16 protein-coding genes are annotated in these 20,173 nt (G+C 63.0%); 8 read left to right on the top strand and 8 right to left on the bottom strand.

The window, feature by feature from the left end; translation table 11 throughout:
• The first annotated feature begins 22 nt into the window (after positions 1 to 22).
• From KQ693_RS08275 to KQ693_RS08255, 5 genes are read left to right on the top strand one after another with little or no spacing between them, the layout of a single operon-like run.
• Positions 23 to 1,012, top strand: coding sequence for an ABC transporter substrate-binding protein (locus KQ693_RS08275; RefSeq protein WP_267260902.1), 990 nt, complete (start codon positions 23 to 25; stop codon positions 1,010 to 1,012).
• 24 nt (positions 1,013 to 1,036) lie between these two features.
• Entirely contained in the window at positions 1,037 to 1,993 is a 957-nt protein-coding gene (locus tag KQ693_RS08270) for a TRAP transporter substrate-binding protein (protein WP_267260901.1), read from the top strand.
• Entirely contained in the window at positions 1,990 to 2,475 is a 486-nt protein-coding gene (locus KQ693_RS08265) for a TRAP transporter small permease (RefSeq protein WP_267260900.1), read from the top strand. Before KQ693_RS08270 ends, KQ693_RS08265 begins: the two co-directional genes overlap by 4 nt.
• Positions 2,472 to 3,773, top strand: coding sequence for a TRAP transporter large permease (locus KQ693_RS08260; protein ID WP_267260899.1), 1,302 nt, complete (start codon positions 2,472 to 2,474; stop codon positions 3,771 to 3,773). Before KQ693_RS08265 ends, KQ693_RS08260 begins: the two co-directional genes overlap by 4 nt.
• A gap of 50 nt (positions 3,774 to 3,823) precedes the next feature.
• Complete coding sequence (locus KQ693_RS08255) at positions 3,824 to 4,576, top strand: LamB/YcsF family protein (protein ID WP_267260898.1); 753 nt, start codon at positions 3,824 to 3,826, stop codon at positions 4,574 to 4,576.
• Positions 4,577 to 4,588: 12 nt separating this feature from the next.
• Here the strand turns inward: KQ693_RS08255 and KQ693_RS08250 are convergent, their stop codons facing one another.
• The 7 genes from KQ693_RS08250 to ppdK all read right to left on the bottom strand — a co-directional run bounded on the left by KQ693_RS08250 (position 4,589) and on the right by ppdK (position 15,318).
• The gene (locus KQ693_RS08250) at positions 4,589 to 5,581 is read right to left on the bottom strand and encodes a TAXI family TRAP transporter solute-binding subunit (protein ID WP_267260897.1); all 993 of its coding nucleotides are present in this window, start codon (positions 5,579 to 5,581) and stop codon (positions 4,589 to 4,591) included.
• A gap of 256 nt (positions 5,582 to 5,837) precedes the next feature.
• Positions 5,838 to 6,440: a response regulator gene (locus KQ693_RS08245; RefSeq protein WP_267260896.1), complete on the bottom strand. Its 603-nt coding sequence runs from the start codon at positions 6,438 to 6,440 to the stop codon at positions 5,838 to 5,840.
• A gap of 44 nt (positions 6,441 to 6,484) precedes the next feature.
• Positions 6,485 to 7,828: a sensor histidine kinase gene (locus KQ693_RS08240; protein ID WP_267260895.1), complete on the bottom strand. Its 1,344-nt coding sequence runs from the start codon at positions 7,826 to 7,828 to the stop codon at positions 6,485 to 6,487.
• Between the two features lie 15 nt (positions 7,829 to 7,843).
• A complete protein-coding gene (locus KQ693_RS08235) occupies positions 7,844 to 8,944 on the bottom strand; it encodes an ABC transporter ATP-binding protein (protein ID WP_267260894.1) in 1,101 nt (366 codons plus the stop codon).
• A gap of 15 nt (positions 8,945 to 8,959) precedes the next feature.
• Entirely contained in the window at positions 8,960 to 10,609 is a 1,650-nt protein-coding gene (locus KQ693_RS08230; protein ID WP_267260893.1) for an ABC transporter permease, read from the bottom strand.
• 64 nt (positions 10,610 to 10,673) lie between these two features.
• Positions 10,674 to 11,750: an ABC transporter substrate-binding protein gene (locus tag KQ693_RS08225; RefSeq protein ID WP_267260892.1), complete on the bottom strand. Its 1,077-nt coding sequence runs from the start codon at positions 11,748 to 11,750 to the stop codon at positions 10,674 to 10,676.
• Between the two features lie 961 nt (positions 11,751 to 12,711).
• Entirely contained in the window at positions 12,712 to 15,318 is a 2,607-nt protein-coding gene (ppdK, locus tag KQ693_RS08220) for a pyruvate, phosphate dikinase (RefSeq protein WP_267260891.1), read from the bottom strand.
• A 108-nt stretch (positions 15,319 to 15,426) separates the two neighbouring features.
• On the opposite strand from ppdK, the gene KQ693_RS08215 reads away from it, so the two are divergent.
• From KQ693_RS08215 to KQ693_RS08205, 3 genes are all read left to right on the top strand, one after another.
• Positions 15,427 to 16,566: an MFS transporter gene (locus KQ693_RS08215; protein WP_267260890.1), complete on the top strand. Its 1,140-nt coding sequence runs from the start codon at positions 15,427 to 15,429 to the stop codon at positions 16,564 to 16,566.
• Between the two features lie 46 nt (positions 16,567 to 16,612).
• The gene (locus KQ693_RS08210) at positions 16,613 to 17,605 is read left to right on the top strand and encodes a pyridoxal phosphate-dependent aminotransferase (protein ID WP_267260889.1); all 993 of its coding nucleotides are present in this window, start codon (positions 16,613 to 16,615) and stop codon (positions 17,603 to 17,605) included.
• A 180-nt stretch (positions 17,606 to 17,785) separates the two neighbouring features.
• The gene (locus tag KQ693_RS08205; RefSeq protein ID WP_267260888.1) at positions 17,786 to 19,699 is read left to right on the top strand and encodes a cobyric acid synthase; all 1,914 of its coding nucleotides are present in this window, start codon (positions 17,786 to 17,788) and stop codon (positions 19,697 to 19,699) included.
• A gap of 51 nt (positions 19,700 to 19,750) precedes the next feature.
• Here the strand turns inward: KQ693_RS08205 and KQ693_RS08200 are convergent, their stop codons facing one another.
• A complete protein-coding gene (locus tag KQ693_RS08200; protein WP_267260887.1) occupies positions 19,751 to 20,173 on the bottom strand; it encodes a thioesterase family protein in 423 nt (140 codons plus the stop codon).

The following is a 20,173-nucleotide window of genomic DNA, read 5'->3' as shown; positions in this document are numbered from 1 at the left end:
TCAATAGAGGAAAGGAGGGAATATGAGGAGGCTGGTTGTAGCGCTTTTGGTGTTACTTTTGGCGGCGGGCTTAGCCCAGAAGCGGGTGGTGCTGGGGGTAGGAGGAAAGACGGCCGTGGTCTACCTGCCCCTCACCGTGGTGGAGCGCCTGGGATACTTCAAGGAAGAAGGCCTGGACGTGGTGATCCAGGACCTGCAGGCGGGCTCGAGGGCCCTCCAGGCCCTGGTGGGGGGAAGCGTGGAGGTGGTGATGGGCTACTACGACCACACCATCCAGATGCAGGCCCAAGGCAGGGACATCGTGGCCTTCGTGGAGGTGGGGCGCTATCCGGCCATCGTGCTGGGAGTGCGCTCGGACCTGGCAGACCAGGTGCGGAGCATCGCCGACCTCAAGGGGAGGAAGGTGGGGGTCACCGCTCCGGGAAGCTCCACCCATTTCTTCCTCAACTACCTCCTGGTGAAAAACGGCCTCAAGCCCACGGATGTGTCCGCGATCGGGGTTTCCGTGGGGGCCCAAGCGGTGGCCGCGGTGCAAAACCGCCAGGTGGACGCCATCTCCAATGTGGAACCCGCCATCACCCTTCTGGAGGAAAGGGGCCTCATCAAGGTACTGGCGGACACCCGCTCCACCAAGGGAACCCGGGAGGTTTTGGGTGGGGAGTACCCGGCCGCCGTCCTCTATACCACCCGGGCCTGGTTGGAGCGGAACCCCGACACCGCCCAGCGCCTGGTGAACGCCATGGTGCGGGGTCTGAGGTGGATGCAGGGCAAAACCCCTGAGGAAATCGCTGCCGTCTTACCGGAGGAGTACTTCCTAGGCGACCGGGCCCTGTACCTCAAGGTCCTCAGGAACTCCCTGGAGTCCTTCTCTCCCACGGGGCGCTTCAGCGACACCGCTCCCCTGAGGCCCCTCACGGTGCTTTCCGCCTTTGATCCCAACGTGGCCCGGGCCCGGATCGATCTCAAGCGCACGTACACCAATGAGTTCGTGGACCGGGTGCCCAAGCGGTAACATAATCCTTGGAGGTGCATGGTTATGCGTAAGCTCCTTTCCTGGCTTTTTCTCTTGGCCCTTGTAGCCCAAGCCCAGACCTGGAACATGGCCACCCCGTATCCTCCGGCCAACTTCCACACGCAAAACATTCAGCAGTTTGTAAAGGAGGTGGAGGAGGCCACGGGAGGCCGGCTCAAGATCACCGTCCACCCTGGAGGCTCCCTCTTCCCCCATCCCCAGATCCTGCCCGCGGTGAGGAACGGGCAGGTGCAGATGGGGGAGGTGCTCATGTCCCTTCTCGCCAACGAAAACCCCCTCTTCAACCTGGACTCCATCCCCTTCGTGGCCACCAGCTACGAAGAGGCCCGTCGGCTTTACCAGGCTCAGCGCCCTGAGGTGGAAAAGTGGCTGGCCCAAAGGGGAGTGGTCTTTCTCTACGCCGTTCCCTGGCCGCCTCAAGGGCTCTACACCAAGCGGCCCGTGAATACAGGGGCGGATTTAAAGGGCATGCGGTTCCGGGCCTACAACCCCGCTACCGCCCGGCTGGCGGAGCTACTCGGCATGCACCCGGTTCAGGTGGAGGCCGCAGACATTCCCCAGGCCTTCGCCACGGGGATTGTGGAGGCCATGATCACCTCCCCGGTCACCGGGGTGGACAGCCAGGCCTGGGACTTCGCCCGTTACTTCTACGACGTGAAGGCCTGGATCCCCAAGAACATGGTGGTCGTCGGCCGACGGGCCTTTGAAAGCCTCTCACCCCAGGATCGGGAAGCCCTGTTGCAGGCGGCTAAGCGGGCAGAGGAGCGGGGCTGGCGGCTGAGCCAGGAACAGGAGGAAAAGGCCATGCAAACCCTGGCGAGCCGGGGCATGCAGGTGGTCAAGCCCTCCCCCACCCTCCTGGCCGACCTCAAGAAGGTGGGGCAAACCATGATCCTGGAGTGGCAAAAGCAGGCAGGAGCCACGGGGGTCAAGATCTACCGTCAGTACCTTGGACGATGAACCTCTTGGAGAAGGCCCTCGAGGGCCTCTACCGTCTATCCGAGTTCCTGGCGGCCCTCATGGGCCTTTTCATCCTCCTGGTGATCCTGGCCCAGGTGGCAGGGCGGTACCTGGGCTTCGTGGTGCCCTCCGCCCTAGAGATGGCCGGCTTCGCCACCGCCGGGCTCATCTTCCTGGGCCTTGCTCCCACCCTGAGGGCCGGGGGGCACATCCAGATGCGGCTTCTCTTGCGAAGGCTTCCCCCCAGGACCCGTCGCCCGCTGGAAACCTTCGCCCTGGGGCTCGGATTCCTAACCACCCTTTATGCCTCGGTTCAAGCCTGGCTTAGGGTGGCGGAGAGCTTCCGCTACGGAGACCTGGCCCCAGGGCTTCTCCCCCTTCCCCTCTGGCTACCCCAAAGCTTCCTGGCGGTGGGCCTCAGCATCTTCGCCCTGGCCCTCCTCGAGGCGGGCCTGAAAACCTGGAAGGAGGGAAAGGAATGAGCCTCCTATGGGAAAGCCTTATCCTGGTGGGCCTCCTTTTCCTCCTCCTGGCCCTGGGGGTCTACGTGGGCCTGGCCCTCCTCCTGGTGGGCCTCGCTGGCCTGGCCTTGTTCACCACCGCCCCTCCGGGAGCCAACCTGGCCACCGCCCTATGGTCCGCCACCTCCGGCTGGAGCCTGGCCGCCCTGCCCCTTTTCGTCTGGATGGGGGAGGTTCTCTACCGCTCCCGGCTGGCCCAGGGGCTCTTCCAGGGGCTTAGCCCCCTTCTCTCCCGCCTTCCTGGGGGACTCCTTCATGTAAACGTGGTGGCCAGCGCCCTCTTCGCCGCCGTCATCGGATCCTCCGCTGCCACCACCGCCACCGTGGGCCGGTTTACCCTGCCCGAGCTGTTGCGCCGCGGCTACCCCAAGCCCCTGGCCCTGGGCTCCTTGGCCGGGGCCGGAACCCTAGGCTTCCTCATCCCCCCCAGCGTCATCATGATCGTCTACGGGGTCATGGCCGAGGTTTCCGTAGCCCGGCTTTTCATGGCTGGAGTGGTGCCAGGAGCGGTTTTAACCCTCCTCTTCATGCTCCTGGTGGCCCTTCTGGCCTTCCTCTACCGTCACCAACTACCTCGGGAACCCCGGAAGCCCCTCTGCCAGAGCTTGGTCGGCCTTCTATCCGTTTTCCCCGTGCTTTTCCTCATCCTCCTGGTACTGGGCTCCATCTACCTGGGGGTAGCCACCCCCACGGAGGCGGCGGCCATAGGGGTAGCGGGGTCCCTCCTCCTGGCGGGGCTAAACCGGGAGCTATCCCCCAGGATGTTCTTTGAAAGCTTGATGGGGGCCATACGCACCACCAGCATGATCGGCCTGATCCTGGCAGGAGCCGGGGTTCTGACCCTGGCCATGGGGTTCACCGGCATCCCCAGGGCCTTGGCCACCTGGGCGGTGGAAGCTGGGATCACCCCCGTGGCCCTCATCTTCTTCTTGAGCCTGGTTTACATCGTTCTGGGCTGGTTTCTGGATGGGATCTCCATCGTGGTCCTCACCATCAGCGTGATCCTTCCCGTGGTGAAGGCCATCGGCGTGGACCCCTTGTGGTTCGGCGTGTATCTGGTGATCATGGTGGAACTGGCCCAGATCACTCCCCCCGTGGGCTTCAACCTCTTCGTCATCCAGTCCTTAACCGGGGAGGACCTCTTCCACATCGCTCGCTATGCCCTTCCCTTCATGGGGGTGCTGCTTCTCATGGTGGTCCTCCTCATGCTGTTCCCGGAAATGGCCACGTGGCTACCCCGAACCATGACCGGGGGATAACATGCAGGTCATTCCGTTTGGGGTTAAGCTTTCCCTGTAAGGGGGTGGCCATGTTCATAGACCTCAACGCCGACGCTGGGGAGTCCTATGGAGCCTTCACCTACGGTCACGACCGGGAGATCTTCCCCCTGGTGACCTCGGTGAACCTGGCCTGCGGCTTTCATGGGGGAAGCCCCACCCGCATAAGGGAGGCGGTGGCCCTTGCCAAGGCCCATGGGGTGGCGGTGGGAGCCCACCCGGGCTTCCCCGACCTGGTGGGCTTTGGTCGCAGGGATATGGCCCTGAGCCCCGAGGAAGTCTATGCGGACGTCCTCTACCAGATAGGAGCCCTCTACGCCTTCCTGAAAACGGAAGGGCTAAGCCTTCACCACGTGAAGCCCCACGGGGCCCTCTACCTCAGAGCCTGCCGCGACCGGGAAACCGCCCGGGCCATCGCCGAGGCGGTGAAAGCCTTTGATCCCGAAGTGCCCTTGGTGGTGCTTCCCGGCACGGTGTACGAGGAGGAGGCCCGGAGGGCAGGGCTGAGGGTGGTCCTCGAGGCTTTTCCCGAACGGGCGTATCTGAAAAACGGCCAGCTGGCCCCCCGCTCCCTCCCGGGAAGCTGGATCAGCGATCCCAAGGAGGCAGCCAGGCGGGCCCTCAGGATGGTGCTGGAAGGAAAAGTCGAGGCCCTGGATGGCGGGGAGGTGGAGGTCAAGGCGGAAACCCTTTGCATCCACGGGGACAACCCCAACGCCCCCGAGGTGGCATTGGCGGTGCGCAGGGCGCTGGAGGAAGCAGGGATAGAGGTGAAACCCTTCTAAAAGGCAGTCGGCTCAGCGCCAGACCCCCTTCTCACGGAAAAAGCGTATGGCTCCCTCATGGTAGGGAACCCTTCCTCCCCGGGAACGCACGGCGTTTTCCAGGGTGGTGTCCCGGGCTGGGGCCACCGCCGCATGCAGGGCGGAAAGGTTTTCAAACACAGCTTTGACCATGCCGTAGGCTACGTCCTCGGGAAGGCTAGCCGGGCACACAAAGACGTTCCAAAAGGTAAGGGTTGGCGTATCGTAGCGGGTGTTATACACACTCTTGGGAATAACCCCCGTATCTACCACTCCGGGAAAGCGGCGCATAAGGACCTGAACCGAGGTGCTCTCCTTGGGAAGCGGAACAAGGTACAGGCGCTTTCCTTTCCGGGAAAGGCTTCCCGCAAGCTCCACGATACTCCCCGTAGGGAGCCCACCCGACCAGAAGAAGGCATCTAGGTTGCCCTCGGAAAGCATCTGGGCGCTTTCAGCCACCCGGGTCCTTTCCCATTTGGCAAAGTGCACCCGTGGATCAAACCCTGGAAGGGCAGCGGACATTAGGATCCGGGCCTCGTACTCGATGATACCCCCGGGCACCTCCGTGGAGACCCGCTTCCCCTTCAAATCCTGAAGCACGCGAATCCCGCTACCCTCCGTGGTCACCACGTGGAAGTAGTTGGGGTACATGGTGAAGAGAATCCGCACAGGGGCAGGCTTCCCTTGAAAACGTTCCTCCCCCTGATGGGCCATCAGGGCCGCATCGGGGAGGGCGGTTCCGCAGTAATAGACACCCCTCGAGGCATCCGTGCGATCGCGCAGGAGCATGAGATTCTCTATGGACCCCCCGGACTGCATGGCTTGAGCCTGGACCACCCCCGCTTTGTTGAGGATCTCCGCCACCGCGGTGCCGTAGTAAAAGTAAACCCCTCCCACACCCCCGGTACCGATGAGGACCTGTGGCTTCTGGGCCAAAACCGGGCTCAAGACCCCCAGGACGAGATAGGCGAGCAGGCTTCGCCTCATGGACTACCCCCTGATGCACGTAAGTCTACCAGAAGCCAACTTACGGGAACTCCACACTCTTTCTGGTCCTATTGCGTCATCCTATGCTAACAAAAGCAACCGGCACGAACCGGCCTGAAAGGGAAAAGTCCAGGCCCTGGGACAGATCCCGGCCAGCGCCCTCTGCCGTGTAGCCGAAGTTTGGGCATAGCACCGCATTCTCAGAGGCCACCCCTGCAACCGAAAGCGTCGAACGAGGGCCGTGGTATCCAAACGCCTACCGACTCCCTAGGTTATCCTGCGAGCCCTTCAGTTGATAGATCCGGGAAGGCCTACCCGGTTGGCCATACGAGGAACGAACCTCCACCACCCCCTCCTGGCGGAGTCTTTCCAGGTACCTCCAGGCCGTCACCCGGGAGATTCCGAGGGCCTTGGCCACACCCTCAGCTGTCACAGGCTTCCCCGAAGCAGAGAGTACCTTTAGCACCTCCTCCCGAGTAAGGGGATCTAAGCCCTTATCGAAGCGCCGCCGAGCCAAAATCCGGTCCAGGTCTTGTTGGGACACCTCCCTCTTGGTGTTCAGGGAAACAAAAGCTCGAAAGCGCACCAGAGCCTCCTGGAATCTGCTTCTACTAAAAGGCTTTACCAAATAATCCATGGCCCCGCCCAAAAGGGCTCTTTCCACCGTCGGCACATCCTTGGCGGCGGTGATCACGATTGTATACATCCCCAGGAGCTTGGGCAGTAGATCCAAACCATGACCATCGGGCAGGTAAAGATCTAAAAGAACCAAATCCAGATCTCGAAGAGATTCCAGGGCCTCCAGGGCCTCTCTAAATCCTTGAGCCACATATACCACTTGGATGCCTTCAGCCTCCAAAAAAGCCCGGTGCAAGGAAGCCACCCGACGATCGTCCTCTACGATTAGGCACCGGCCCACAGAGCCTCCGGGAAATGGGCGTAGAATACCGTCCATCCGCCTTCCCTATAGTACCCAAGCCTACCCCCATATGCCTCCACTTGCGAGCGGGTGAGGGCCAGGCCATAACCCCTATCCCTGCCCTTGCCGCTTACCCCTGGCGAGAAGAGAACCTTGCTCAGCCCTGAGGGCACACCAGGGCCGTTGTCCCGAACCTCCAGCCACAACCCCTTATCCTGCCGGAAACGCACCACTACCTTGCCCCCCGGCCGGCTGGAGGCGGCTTCCAAAGCATTCTCTAAGAGGTGGCCCACCGCAGCTACCAACACCTCGGCTAAAGGTGCAAATCGAAAGGGAAGGATCCCTTCCACCTCCAGCTCCACCCCTAGCTCACGGGCCCTGCGGACCTTGCCTAAGAGCAAAGCGGCCACCAGGGGAAGCTCCACATGGGAAAGAAGCGCCTCCAGATGCTCCTCGGCACCCAGTTCCCCCTGAATGAGCCTAAGAGCCTCCTCCACCTTGCCCAGCTCCAGCAAACCTCCCAGCACGTGAAGTGTGTTGCGAAATTCATGGGCTTGCGCCCGCAGTAGATCCAAAGTCCGTCGGCTTTGGGTGAGGGACTCCGCCAAGCGAAGGAGTTCCGCTTGATCCTGAATAACAACCACCTGCCGGGTCCCCCCTCCCAAAATCCGCACCCGTGCCCGGCGGTGGCTAGGAAGCGCCAGGATCGCTTCCCCCACCCCTTGGCGTAGCACCTCCCGGAGGGCAGGCCACACCCTATCCAGGGACAAAGGGGGTATGGCTCCTTTGGGCAGAGCAAGGAGTTCCAAAGCCCGCGGGTTTAAGAGTTCCACCAGATCTTCCCCCAAAACCAGCACCCCCTCGTCCAGGTTGTCCAAGGCTCCACCTAGTACCGATAGGCGTTCGCGCGCGGCACCCACTTGAAGACCTACGGTTCTCCGAATTAGGCCATCTAACCTAAGCCAGGCCCAAACCCCTACAACCACTGTCAAAAAGAAACTGGGCCATCCACTGGGCACAAATGGGCGGGCCCGGCGCTCCACCTCCAAGGCACCCTCCTCCAGGGGTACAGCCACCAGCACACGGATTTCTCCCCCTTTTAGCGCAAACGTCTTGGAGGTTTCCCCAATAAGGGGTAGGTAGCTTTCGGGTTGTTGCGTCACGCGCACGCCCAGGAGGGAAGCATTCTCCTTTCCTTGAAAGTAAGCGGCCAGAGCCTCGGCTTCCTGAAAGAGCAAACTAGCCAGGTATCGATTGGCCTCGAGGGCGGTGTAAGCGGCCAGGAAAATGGCCAACACCACTAAGGGTAGCCCAAGTGCGCGCGCCACAAGGGCATTATTGCCCTAACCGGGGTAGGCTAAGGCTTTCTCTGGGTCGAAGGCCACCTGGATTCGCGGACCAACTAAGGGCTGCTTCCACTGAAAGCGCAGCAAGGTATCCCCTACCCGCAGCCAGTGCTCGCACTGGGCTCCCAGATAAAGGCTATGGGCCAATTCTCCCTCCACGGTGTTCACCTCACCAGGTGCAGCTATCCGCAAGTCCTCCGGACGAAGGACCAGTTTGGCCAACCTGCCTGGGGTCAGGGGAGCCATCACACGGGCACGAACCGGAAACCCTGAGAGCTCAAGGCGGGCAAAGTCGTCCCCCACTTCCAGCACCAAGGCGTCCACCACGTTGGGGTTTCCCAAGAAGTCAGCTACGAAAAGCGTCCTGGGATACCGGTAAAGCTCCTCAGGCGTACCTACCTGCTCGACCAGCCCCTCTCTGAGTAGGGCAATGCGGTCGGCTAGGGCCATGGCTTCTGCCTGATCGTGGGTAACAAAGAGGGCGGCCTTCCCGGTTGCCTTCAAGGTCTGCCGCAACCACACCCGGGCCTGATCCCTTAGCTTGGCGTCCAGGTTGGAGAGAGGCTCGTCTAAGAGGAGAAGGTTGGGGTCATAGGCTAAAGCCCGGGCCAACGAAACCCGCTGTTGCTGCCCCCCGGAAAGCTCCCCTGGGTAGCGCCGTTCCAACCCGGTAAGCCCCAGGCGGTCCAGCAGGGACAATACCCTCTCCCGCACCCTGTCCTCGGGTACCCGGCGAAGGCGCAAGCCGTAGGCCACGTTATCGAATACTGTGCGGTGGGGCCAAAGGGCATAGGACTGGAAGACCAAGCCCAAATTCCGCCTCTCTGGCGGTAAGAAAACCCCCTTTCTTCCATCGAAAAACACCTCGGATCCCAAGGCAATCCGCCCCGAGGTAGGCTGGATCAAACCGGCCACCGCCCGCAGAAGGGTGGTTTTCCCTGAACCCGAAGGCCCTAGAAGGGCCACAATCTCCCCGGGAACCACGCGAAGGGATACCCCCTTTAGAACAAGGTTTCCACCGAGGGAAACCTCCAGGCCCTCCACTTCCAATGGATGGGCAACTCCTTGGGCAATGGGTTTAAATCCGGTCTCGTACATGAACCCGCTCCCCATCTAAAGGCCCTGTGGCCTCACACCGATCCGGCTTGCCAGCAGGAACACCAAGCCCACGATGATCACCTGTATCGTGGCCAAGGCAGCAATGATCTCCACTGCTCCCGTACCCCACAGGGCCACGATTTGGGCCCCTATAACCTCGGTTCCCGAGGTCAGCAAGTATACACCCGTGGAGTACTCACGCACAAACTGAATAAACAAGAGAAACCAGGCAGTAAGAAGCCCCCCCCGCAGAAGGGGTAGAGTCCCGTTCAAGAAAGCCCTGGCAGGCGAAGCCCCCGCCACCCGAGCCGCCTCTTCCATCTCGCGCCCCACCTGCAAAAGGGCAGCGGTGAGGAGTCGCACCCCATAGGGTGTCCAGACCACGGTGTACGCTATGAGCAAACTAAGGAGCGTTTCCCGGATAGGGGCTAAGGGCTTCACAAAGAGAAATACCCATAGAAAAGCCAAGCCCATTACCAGACCAGGCACCGCCCTTGGGATCCCGGAAAGGTAATCCAGGAACCTCCCCCAAGCCTGGCCCCGCTGGATCCCTAAGGCTACGAAGAGATAGAAGACTAGGGATAGCAATCCTCCTACAGAAGCCACCAAAAGGGTGTTGGTCACCGCCCGGCTCAGGTTGGGCAGTGTGAAGATCTCCCTGTAGTGGGCAAGGGTCAGCACCTCGAGGAAATCCACCCCCGGGCCCCAGCTGATGACCAAGCTACGTAACACCACTCCTAGGATAGGCAGCACCACGGCCACAAGGAGGTACAGACTCAGAACACCAGCCCACATCCACCGCAACCTACCCAAGGGAAGGCGTTCCAAACGATGCCCACGGGTCCCCATAGCCACAAAACGGCCCTCCGTTCTCCCCAAAAGGAAGCGCTGTAGAAGAACCAAGAGCAGGGCGATGGAAACGATGGCGATGCTCACCGCCGCCATCAGGTGATAGGCCGAGGAACCGGTGATGGCGGTAAGGCGGTACAGATAGGTGGTAACCACCATGATTCCCTTGGCATCCCCCAGAACGAGAGGAAGGCCAAAGAGCTCAAAACCCAGGAGAAGCATGAGGATGCCACTGTAAATGAGGGCGGGCCGTACCAGGGGTAAGGTAACGGTCATCGCCATCCGAAAAGGCCCTGCACCCGCTACCCGAGCAGCTTCCTCTAAGGAGGCGTCCACGTTCTGAATGGTGCTCGCCACATACAAGTACACGTAAGGTACGTGCGTAAGCCCAGCAATGACCGCAATAGCAGGCACCGTGTAAATGGTCCACGGCACCCCACCAAGGAGAGAAGCCACCCAGCCAGAAACAAACCCCGAAGGCCCAAAAGCCACGATGAACCCAATGCCCAAGATAATGGGCGAAATAAAGATGGGGGCCAGGAGAAGAAGCTCAAACCAGCGGGCAAAGGGGAGGTCCGTCTTAACAACGAGAAAGGCAAATAAGCTCCCTAAGGGAACCGCCAAGGCCACCATGCCCAAGCCAATCATCAAGGAGTTCTTAAGGGCCTCAAAAAAGTAGGGGTCGTGGAAGACATAACGGTAGGCCTCGAGGGTGAAGCGCTTGACCGGCGCGAAGAAAGGAGCACTTAGCAAGCTCTGGTACAAGAGAATCCCGATGGGGGCCAGAACCAATAACCCCACCAGGAAAGCCAGCAAGGGTAAAAGCCAAATCTTCCCCCCCTTTCTGAACTGCCTCCCCCTTGCCTCCATCCCCCCACCCCTACTGACCCTTAACCGCCTGCCGCCAGAAGGTAAGGAAACGGAGCCGTTCAGCCGGATCTAGATTCCTAAGTATGTCCCGCGATACGGGAATGACGAACAACTTATCCTTTCCGCCCACCGCCTGGTAGATGGCCTTAGGTGAGGCTTCTCCCACCACGCTTTCCCGCCGTGCGTGAATAAGAGCGGTGTAGGCCATCAAGTTCTGCCCTCTTAAGGACAAGAGATAGTCCAAGAACAGTTTGGCAGCGTTGGGATGGGCTGCCCTCCTGCTGATAAACGCCACACGCTGAATGGCCACCGTTCCGTCGGTTAGATAGGCAATTCCCAGGTCCTTCACCGTGCGCTGCCGGAGAAGGGCGTAAGAACCAAAAAAGCCATAGGCCATATAGTGCTCGCCAGAGATCACCTTTTCAAAAGCAGCTCCGGTGGAAGAGTAGAGTGCAGCCTGCGCCCTTCCAAAGGCCCGGGCCAACTCCTGGAAGGCCGGAAAGCGGTCGTAGTCAGCTTTAAGGATGGTGAAGCCCACGCCGCTTCGCTCAGGGTCCCACGTGGCCACACGCCCTCGCATACGGAGTTCCTGTATCAATCGGGCCAGGCCCTCACGGGTGGTGGGCACCTCCTCGGGCTTGAGGAACCGCTTGTTGTAAACGATCACCGCCGGTTCCATGGTGGTGCCATAAGCAAGGTTTTCCAGACGAGCATTGCTTGGCCAGTTCTTTGCCTCAGGAGAGTCGTAAGCCAATGCGTAACCTTCGCTGGCCAGCTTCACTTGAAGCTCCATGGCGCTGGACCACAAAAAGTCTGCACTTCGCGCCCCGGCAGCGGTCTCACTGACAAAGCGGTCGTAAATCTGTTGGGTACCCAAGTCGTTGTATTCGACCTGGATGAATGGATAAAGGCTGCGGAAGTCGTTTAAGAGAGCTTGAGCACTGCTTTGGTCGGTGGAGGAGTAGATGATCAGCCTTCCTTCTTTTCGAGCAGCTTCCACAACCGCCGGATCTGAAACGGGCCTGGTCTGCTGCCCCAGTACCGTCACGCCCCCCAAAACCAACAGCCAAAGCAGGAACCTCATCATGTTTCTCCTCCTTTAAGCCTCGTTCGCTTGACACTATACGCCCCGCCAGACATACAAGCAAGTTTTCGTTCGTAAATTGTCCGCACGTGCAGCATCCCACAAGGAAAAGCACCAAATCCCAGCCTTTCTTTCTCCCGCTGAAATGTCCCAAAGCCAAAAGCCCGCCTAAGCCTCCCAAGATCACGGTAAACCCGCCCAAGGCGCCCATGTGAGAGGGCATGCGAGCTGGTAAACCCTTACAGCATCCACTAACGCCAAGGCTACACCGGCTCCCATGAGGGCACGTCCAATCAACAGAAGGGCAAACCCTAGGCCCAGGGCAAAGAGAAGGACACCAAGACCCACAACAAACAGGAGAGAAAGGCTTCCTGCGTGGACCGTACTTGTCCCAGAGCCAGCCCAAGGGAAGCAGACCTAGGGCGAAGGCCAGGTAAAAGGAGGCCGTTAGACTGCTGGGGAGAGCCCGAGGTACCCAGCGAATGGGTCTGCCAAAACGGCATTGGCAGAACGCAACAGGTACGAAAGGGCATAGCCCAGGGCATAAGGCAGTAGCGGGAAGGCTAACCACCCCATAAGACTCGCCGCATGACTGGCCAATAGGCCAAAAGCAAGAGGCCTGCCACCGAAGCCAAGACAAAGGGCCAAACTTTTCAGCAAATTTGCTCGATAGGCAAACCGCTGTTCCGGGCGCTCACGAAGAGGTTAACCGCCACTGGCGGGAGGATACACTCCACTATCCTGAGCTGAAAGATAGGCGAAAGACCCCAACATAAAGACTACTCCACCCCATCCACCCATGTCTGGCCCAAAGTACAAGCCAGCATAAAGCCCCACCGGGCCCCTAGGCCCGGCAACCGGGACTTTCAAGGCAACAATGGCCGACCTAGCTTGCTGAAGGTACGCTACCTGGGTGGTTACAACCTCCTCTTGAGGCTTCGCCCCTGCAGGACCCAGTCCTCGCTCACGCACCTGCGTACCTCGAGGCCCGAAGCCCCGCCTGGGCTGCGGCAAGCCGGGCGGTAAGCACCCTGAAGGGGCTCGCCGAGGTGTAATCCAGGAGGTCGGCCACAAAGGCCACGCTGCGGGCCTCGCCCCCGTGTTCCCCGCAAAGCCCTACCTTAAGCCTGGGGTTAGCCCGCTTTCCTTCCTGCACCGCAAGCCGAAGAAGCCTTCCCACCCCCTTCTCGTCCAGGCGCTCCGTGGGGTCGAAGGGGAAAAGCCCTTCCTCCACATACTGGGGCAGGAACTTCCCGGCATCGTCCCGGGAAAGACCAAAGGCCATCTGGGTGAGGTCGTTGGTGCCAAAGCTGAAAAAGTCCACCAGGGGAGCGATCTCCGAAGCCAGAAGGGCCGCCCTTGGAGTCTCGACCATGGTGCCGAAGGGAATGGGGCCGTACTCCCGGAAAAGCTCCTCCGCCAGGGCCTTGGCCCTTTCCACCTCCTTGGGATCCGCCACCAGGGGAACCATGACCTCAGGGCGGGGATCAAAACCCTCCTCCCTTAGCTCCTTGGCCGCCTCCAGGAGCGCCCGAAGCTGCATGCGGAAGATGCCCGGCCTGAGGAGCAAAAGCCGGATGCCCCGAAAGCCCAGCATGGGGTTCTGCTCCGCCAGGGCCTTGGCCCGCTCCCAAAGGGCCTTGGCCTCCTCGTCCCCGTCCTCCGCCTGCGCCTTCAGTTCCTCGAGGGAGGGCAGGAACTCGTGGAGGGGAGGATCCAGGAGGCGTACGGTTACCGGGAGGCCATCCATGGCCCTGAGGATGCCCTTGAAGTCCTCCTTTTGGAAGACGAAAAGCCGCTCCAAGGCCTCGGCTTCCTCCTCCGGGGTGCGGGCCAGGATCAACCGCCGAACCCAAGGCAGGCGTTCCTCCTGGAAAAACATGTGCTCGGTACGGCAAAGCCCGATCCCCTCGGCGCCGAAAGCCCGGGCCCTTTCGGCGTCCAGGGGGGTATCGGCGTTGGCCCTGACCCCCAGGGAACGGTGGGGCTCCGCCCAGGAAAGAAGCTTATGCAAAAGCTCCTCCCCGGTCGCCTCGGCCAGGGGCACTGCCCCCAGGTAAACCTCCCCGGTGCTCCCGTCCAGGGTAAGCAGCTCCCCCTCCCGGATCTCCAGGCCGTCCACCCAGGCCCGACCTTCCTCGGGAACCACCCTCAAGGCTTCCGCCCCCACCACCGCCGGCACCCCCAGGCCCCGGGCCACCACCGCCGCATGGGAGGTCAAGCCCCCCCGGGCGGTGAGGATTCCTTTGGAAAGGTACATGCCGGTGATGTCCTCGGGGGTGGTTTCCGGGCGCACCAGGATGGTGGGAAGCCCTTGGGCGGCGTAGCGCTCCGCCGCCTCGTTGCTGAAGACCGCATGGCCGAACGCCGCCCCTGGGCTTGCGGGAAGGCCCCGCAGAACAGGTTTGGGAGCCTTCTCCCGGTCCACGGTGGGCTTGAGGAGGCCGGGCAGGGCGTTGGCCTCCACCCGGAGCACGGCCTCCTCCTTGCTGATCAGGCCCTCCTCCGCCATCTCCACGGCGATGCGCACTGCGGCCTGGGCCGTGCGCTTGCCGGAGCGGGTTTGGAGCAGGTAGAGCCTCCCCCGTTCCACAGTGAACTCAAAATCCTGCATGTCGCGGAAGTGGCGCTCCAAGAGGTGGGCCACCCGCTCGATCTCCCCGTAGAGCTCGGGGGCGTACTCCTTGAGGCGGGAAAGGGGCTCGGGGGTGCGGATACCCGCCACCACATCCTCACCCTGGGCGTTCCGCAGGTATTCCCCGTAGAGGCCCTTCTCCCCGGTGGCGGGGTTGCGGGTAAAGCCCACCCCGGTCCCCGAGTCCTCCCCCAGGTTCCCGTAGACCATGGCCTGGACCACCACCGCCGTGCCCAGGTCCTCCGGGATGCCGTAGATGCGGCGGTAGGTTTTGGCCCGGGGATTCAGCCAGCTGCGGAAGACCGCCTCGATGGCCCCTTGCAGCTGAAGCCAGGGGTCCATGGGGAAGGGCGTACCCCGCTCTTGCAGATGGCGCAGGTACTGGAAGGAAAGCGCCTCGAGGTCCTCGGGGGAAAGCTCCGTGTCGCTTTGCACACCCCGCTTCTCCTTCAAGGCGGAGAGCATGCCCTCAAAGACCTCCGCCCTCTCCCCCAAGACCACCTCCCCGTACATGGAAAGGAGCCTTCTGAAGGCATCCCAGGCGAAGCGGGGATTCCCCGTGGCCCGGGCCAGGCTTTCCACTCCTTCCAAGGAGAGGCCCAGGTTGAGGATGGTGTCCATCATCCCGGGCATGGACACCGGGGCCCCGCTGCGCACGGAAACCAAAAGGGGAGGGGTGCTCCCCTCCCCTTTGCCGAAGCGCTTGCCTACTAGGCCCTCGAGGGCCGCCAGCTTGGCCCGGACCTCCTCCCACAGGCCCGGCACCGCCCCCTCCTTGAGGAAGCGGCGGCAAGCCTCCGTGGTGATGACGAGGGCCGGGGGAACGGGAAGCCCCGCCTGGGCCATCTCCACCAGCCCAAACCCCTTGCCGCCCAAGAGATCCCGGGAAAGGCCCCGGGCCTCGGAAAGGAGATACACCTGCGTGTGCGTACCCACGCCCCCAGTTTCCCTCGGGGCATGGAAACGTGGAAAGGTGTAAGGTCCGGAGGTCTACACCGCTTCGTGCCCTACCCACCCTGGCCCGGTTATGGGTAGGCTTTTCCCGTGGACTCGAGGCTCGTGGCCCTCCTCTTCGGCGTGCTCCTCGGAACGGTGAGCGAAAGCAGCCTGGCCCCTGCCCTCCCCCTCCTGGCCCGGATCTACGGGGTAGGTCCGGATACTGCCCAGCAGGCGGTTTCCGCTGGGCTTTTGGGAGCGGCCTTGGCCTATTTGCCCGTGGCCTGGCTGGCCCGCCACCTGGGTGCCGCGCGGCTTTTCCGCCTGGGCCTGATCCTGCACGCGGCCTTGGCCTTGGCCCTAGCCCTGGCCTCGAGCCTTCCCTACCTCATCCTCCTCCGCCTGGCCCAGGGAGTGGCCACCGCCATGGTGGTGGGCCTGGTGCCCGGCCTGGCCACCAGCGCCTTTCCCCAGGCCCGGGGTTACGCCATGGGCATGGTGGCCAGCACCGTGGCCACCGGCACCCTCTTGGGCCCTGCCCTTGGGGGCTTGGCCGCCACCTGGGGCCTTTCCTATGTCTTTCTCCTCCCCCTTCCCGTGGGGCTTCTCGCCCTCTTCCTCTCAGGCAACCTTCCGGAACTTCCCAGGCAGGAAGGCTCTCTAAGGCGCTTGTTCGAGGCCTCTGGGTTCCTTCAGGCCCTCGCGGCCACCTCCCTGTACTTCCTCCACACCCTGGGCACCACCGTGGCCTTGGCCTTCCACCTGGGGGCAGAGGGGTTCTCCCCCAGCGCCATCGGCACCCTTCTCCTCCTCAACCCCTTGCAACTTCTCCTCCTGGGTGCCTGGGCCGGCCGCACCGCAGACCGCCTGGGGTACAACCGCATGGCCCTCCTCGGGGCCTACCTCCTGGTGGCCGCGGGCGTGGGCTTCGCCCTCTTGCCCCTTTGGCATCCCCTCTGGGGCTCGGCCTTGGGGCTCCTCCTCCTGGGGATAGGACGGGCCCTTTTTCAAGCGGCCAACAACGCCCTGGTGCTTTCCCTGGCGCCTGGGGGCCTCGAGGGGCTGGCCTCGGGTGCCCTGTCCGTGGCCCGGGCCCTGGGCCAAGCCCTGGGAAGCGCCCTGGCCGGGGGTTCCCTGGCCTTCTTCTACGCCGTCCTGCCCAACCACCGCCTGGCCTTCGCCGCCACCCTCTTGCTCCTTACAGGCCTCATGGGCCTTTCCGCCTGGCTGGTGCGGGCCAGGGGTTAGGGCCAGGCCACGCTCCGGAGGAGCAAAAGGGGCGTAGCATGTAGCCATGCTGGACGATGCGCTGAGGCCCATCCACGGCGGGCCCGATGGGGGTCCTGAGCCCCTCTACGACTTCTCCACCAACGCCAACGCCCTGGGGCCCAACCCGGTGATCCTGGAGTACCTCAGGCAGGCCGATCCAAGCCGCTACCCGGACCCCCTCTACCATAGAACCCACCGCCTTCTGGCCGAGGCCCACGGGGTTCCGGAAAGCCATGTGGCCGTGGGCACGGGCACCAGCGAACTCATCCACCGCCTGGCCCGCTGGAACCACCTCAGGGGCCCCATCCTCCTCCTCAGGCCCACCTTCAGCGAGTACGCCAGGGCTGCGCGGGCCCTGGATCTGCCCCTTTTTGAGGCGGGAAGCCCGGAGGAGTTCCTGAGGCTTCTACCCCAGAGCTCCTTGGCCTTCCTCTGCGTGCCCAACAACCCCACGGGGGAGGTGTACCCCTTCCTGGAGGAGGCCACACAACGGGCCGGGGGGGCCTTGGTGTTGGATTTGGCCTACTACCCCCTTATGGAAAAGCCGTTTCCCCTGCCCCAAGGCGCTTGGCGCCTGTACAGCCCCAACAAGGCTCACGGCCTCACTGGGATACGGGCCGGGTACCTTTTGGCCCCCATAGACCTCACTCCCTTCCGCCATCTGGCCCCTTCCTGGCCGGTTTCCGTCTACGGGGAGGCCCTCCTCTTAGGCCACCTGGACCCGGAGGCCCAGGGGTGGTTGGAGGAGAGCAAAAAGGAGCTCATCCGCCTGCGCCGTCTCCTGGCCCAGGGCCTACGGGAGCTAGGCCTACCGGTGTGGGAAAGCCCAGCCAACTTCCTCCTGGTGCGGGTGGGGCAGGCCACGGAGGTGGCCAGGAGGCTAAGGGAAAAGGGCATACGGGTAAGGGACGCCACCAGCTTTGGCCTGCCCGAGTGGCTAAGGCTTTCTGCCCAAAGAGAGGAGGCTATAGAGGCCCTCCTGGCAGCCCTCGCCGAGACCCTGGCCGCGAGGACCTGATGGAGGATTGAACCCTGATGAGCGTGGAAAAGGGATGGCTTAAAACACGGCCCTGGTTCCCCTCGCCTAGGGCACCTCGGCCCACTGGGCCAAGCCTGAAGGCCCAGAACGGCTGGGAGGGAACAGAGAAGGCTTGCACGTTGGCCAAGACCCCCTTCGCACCGGTTTCGGAGGTTTAGGGTGAAGGCTAAGGCGCTCGTCATCTGGGGAACGGGAAGCGGGGTGGGGAAAAGCCTCATCACCGCTGGGCTCCTCAGGCACTTTAAGCGCATGGGCCTCCGGGCAGCTCCCTTTAAGGCCCAGAACATGTCCAACCACTCCCGGGTGGTGGCGGGCGGGGAGATGGCCAGCGCCCAGTGGCTCCAGGCGGTGGCGGCAGGGACCGAACCCGACCCCCGCATGAATCCCATCCTCATCAAGCCCATGGGCCTCGAGGGAAGCCAGGTGGTGGTCCTGGGCCGGGTGGACCCCCTTCTTTCCCGGCTTTCCTGGAAGGAGCGAAGACCCCATCTGGAGGCTCCCGTACGGGAAGCCCTGGAGGCCTTGGGGAACGAGTTCGACCTCCTGGTCCTGGAGGGAGCGGGAAGCCCGGTGGAGCGGAACCTTTGGCCGGACCTCCCCAACCTTCAGGTGGCGGAGTGGGCGGGGGCCCAGGCCCTCCTGGTGGCCGACGTGGACCAGGGAGGGTCCCTGGCCGCCCTCTACGGCACCTGGGCCCTGCTGGGGGAGCACCGGGAAAGGCTCCTTGGTCTCATTCTCAACAAGTTCCGGGGGGACATCCGCTTGCTGGAACCCGCTTACCGCCTCCTGGAGGGCTGGACGGGAATCCCGGTCCTGGGCACCCTGCCCATGCTTCCCCTGGAGTTACCCGAGGAGGATGGATTCCGCCACCGCCCGAGCAAGAGCCTGGGCCCAAAGGTGGCCATCCTCCGCTACCCCCATGCCTCCAACCTGGACGAGTTCTGGCCCCTTTCGGAACTGGCCCAGCCTGTGTACGCCCGTACCCCCGAGGAGGCCCAGGGAGCCGAGCTCCTAATCCTCCCGGGAAGCCGCCTGCCCGCCAGGGACCTGGCCTGGCTCCAGGGCTTCCTACCCCTCCTGCGGGCCCACCTCGAGGCGGGAAAACCTGTGCTGGCCATCTGCGGGGGAGCGGAGATGCTGGCCCAGGCCATCCTTGACGAGGAGGGGGTGGAGGCCAAGGGGGTTTTCCCGGGCCTAGGCCTCCTTCCCTTCCAGGTGCGGATGCTCAGGGAGAAAACCGTACGCCCGGCCGGGGTGGTCTTCCGGGAGCTTTCCGGCTTCTGGGCCAGGTTGAACGGCCTGAGGGCCCAGGGTTACGAGATCCACCACGGCCAGGGGATCCCCTTGGTGCACCAGGAAGGGCCCCTTCTCGCCACCTGGCTCCACGGCCTTTTGGAAAACCCTGGGGTGCAGCGGGCCCTCTTCGGCCAGGAGGCCAAGGCCCTGGAGGCAGTCCTGGACCAGCTGGCCGACGCCCTAGAGGAGCACCTGGACCTCGAGCATCTCCACCGCCACCTGGGGCTTAGGCCAAACCCCTCCCCAGCGCCCAGGGGGAAAGAGGACTCCCTTGACCCCCCACCTCCCCCTGGCCTCATCCTCCTCCTGGGCGGGGCCAGGAGCGGGAAAAGCCGCCACGCCCAAAGGCTTGCCGGTCCCTGGGTCTCCCTCATCGCCACCGCGGAGGCCCGGGATGGGGAGATGGCGAACAGGATCGCCCGCCACCGGGCGGAACGTCCCCCCACCTGGGAAACCCTGGAAGAACCCTTGGACCTGGTGGAAGCCCTGCAAAGGGCCCGTTACCCCACGGTGGTGGTGGACTGCGTCACCCTTTGGGTTTCCAACCTTCTGGAAAGGGACCGCGATCCCCTGGCGGAAGCCCGGCGGTTCCTGGAAGCGGTCTCCTCCAGCGGCAAGCGGGTCATCGTCATCTCCAACGAGGTGGGGATGGGGATCGTTCCCGCAAGCCCCCTGGCCCGGCGCTACCGGGACCTCTTGGGAGAGGTGAACGCCCTGCTGGCGAAGGCAGCCCAGGAGGTCTACCTGCTTATTGCGGGTAGACCCCTGAAGCTTTAGGAAAGGTTTTGCCGGGGCCCCCACCTTGGCTTTAGCCAAGGTGGGGCAGTGCTAGACCCTTCCCCTAGCCTCCCACCTCTCCCGCAGCCGGGCGAAGAGGGCCTCCACCTTCTCCTTGGGGAGGATCACCTGTTCCGTGCGCCCCCGGCCAATCAGGTCCCCAAGCTCGTTGTAGGCCTCCATGCTGGCGTAGACCCGGTTCCCCTCCGTGCGCTCGTGATAAGCGACGATCCTCACCCGCATTCCCGGAAGCGCCGAGGCCAGGTGGCGCACCTCCACGTAGCTGCCGATTCCCTCCTCCCCCTCCTCCAGGAAGGGGAGGATGATCTTGCGTCCGGCCAGCTCCATGTGCTTGGCCATCCAGTAGGTGGCGTAAACGGGGTGGACCGGGCCGAGCTCCTCGAAGTTCACGGTCATCTCGGGGGTGACCACGGTCTCAAAAACCGCCTGGAAGCCAGGGGGAATGGAACGCAT

Source organism: Thermus brevis, assembly GCF_026427635.1.
GTDB classification, from domain to species: Bacteria; Deinococcota; Deinococci; order Deinococcales; family Thermaceae; genus Thermus; species Thermus antranikianii.
The sequence above is the reverse complement of the archived record's forward strand: the minus strand, read 5'-3'. Positions and strand labels throughout refer to the sequence as shown.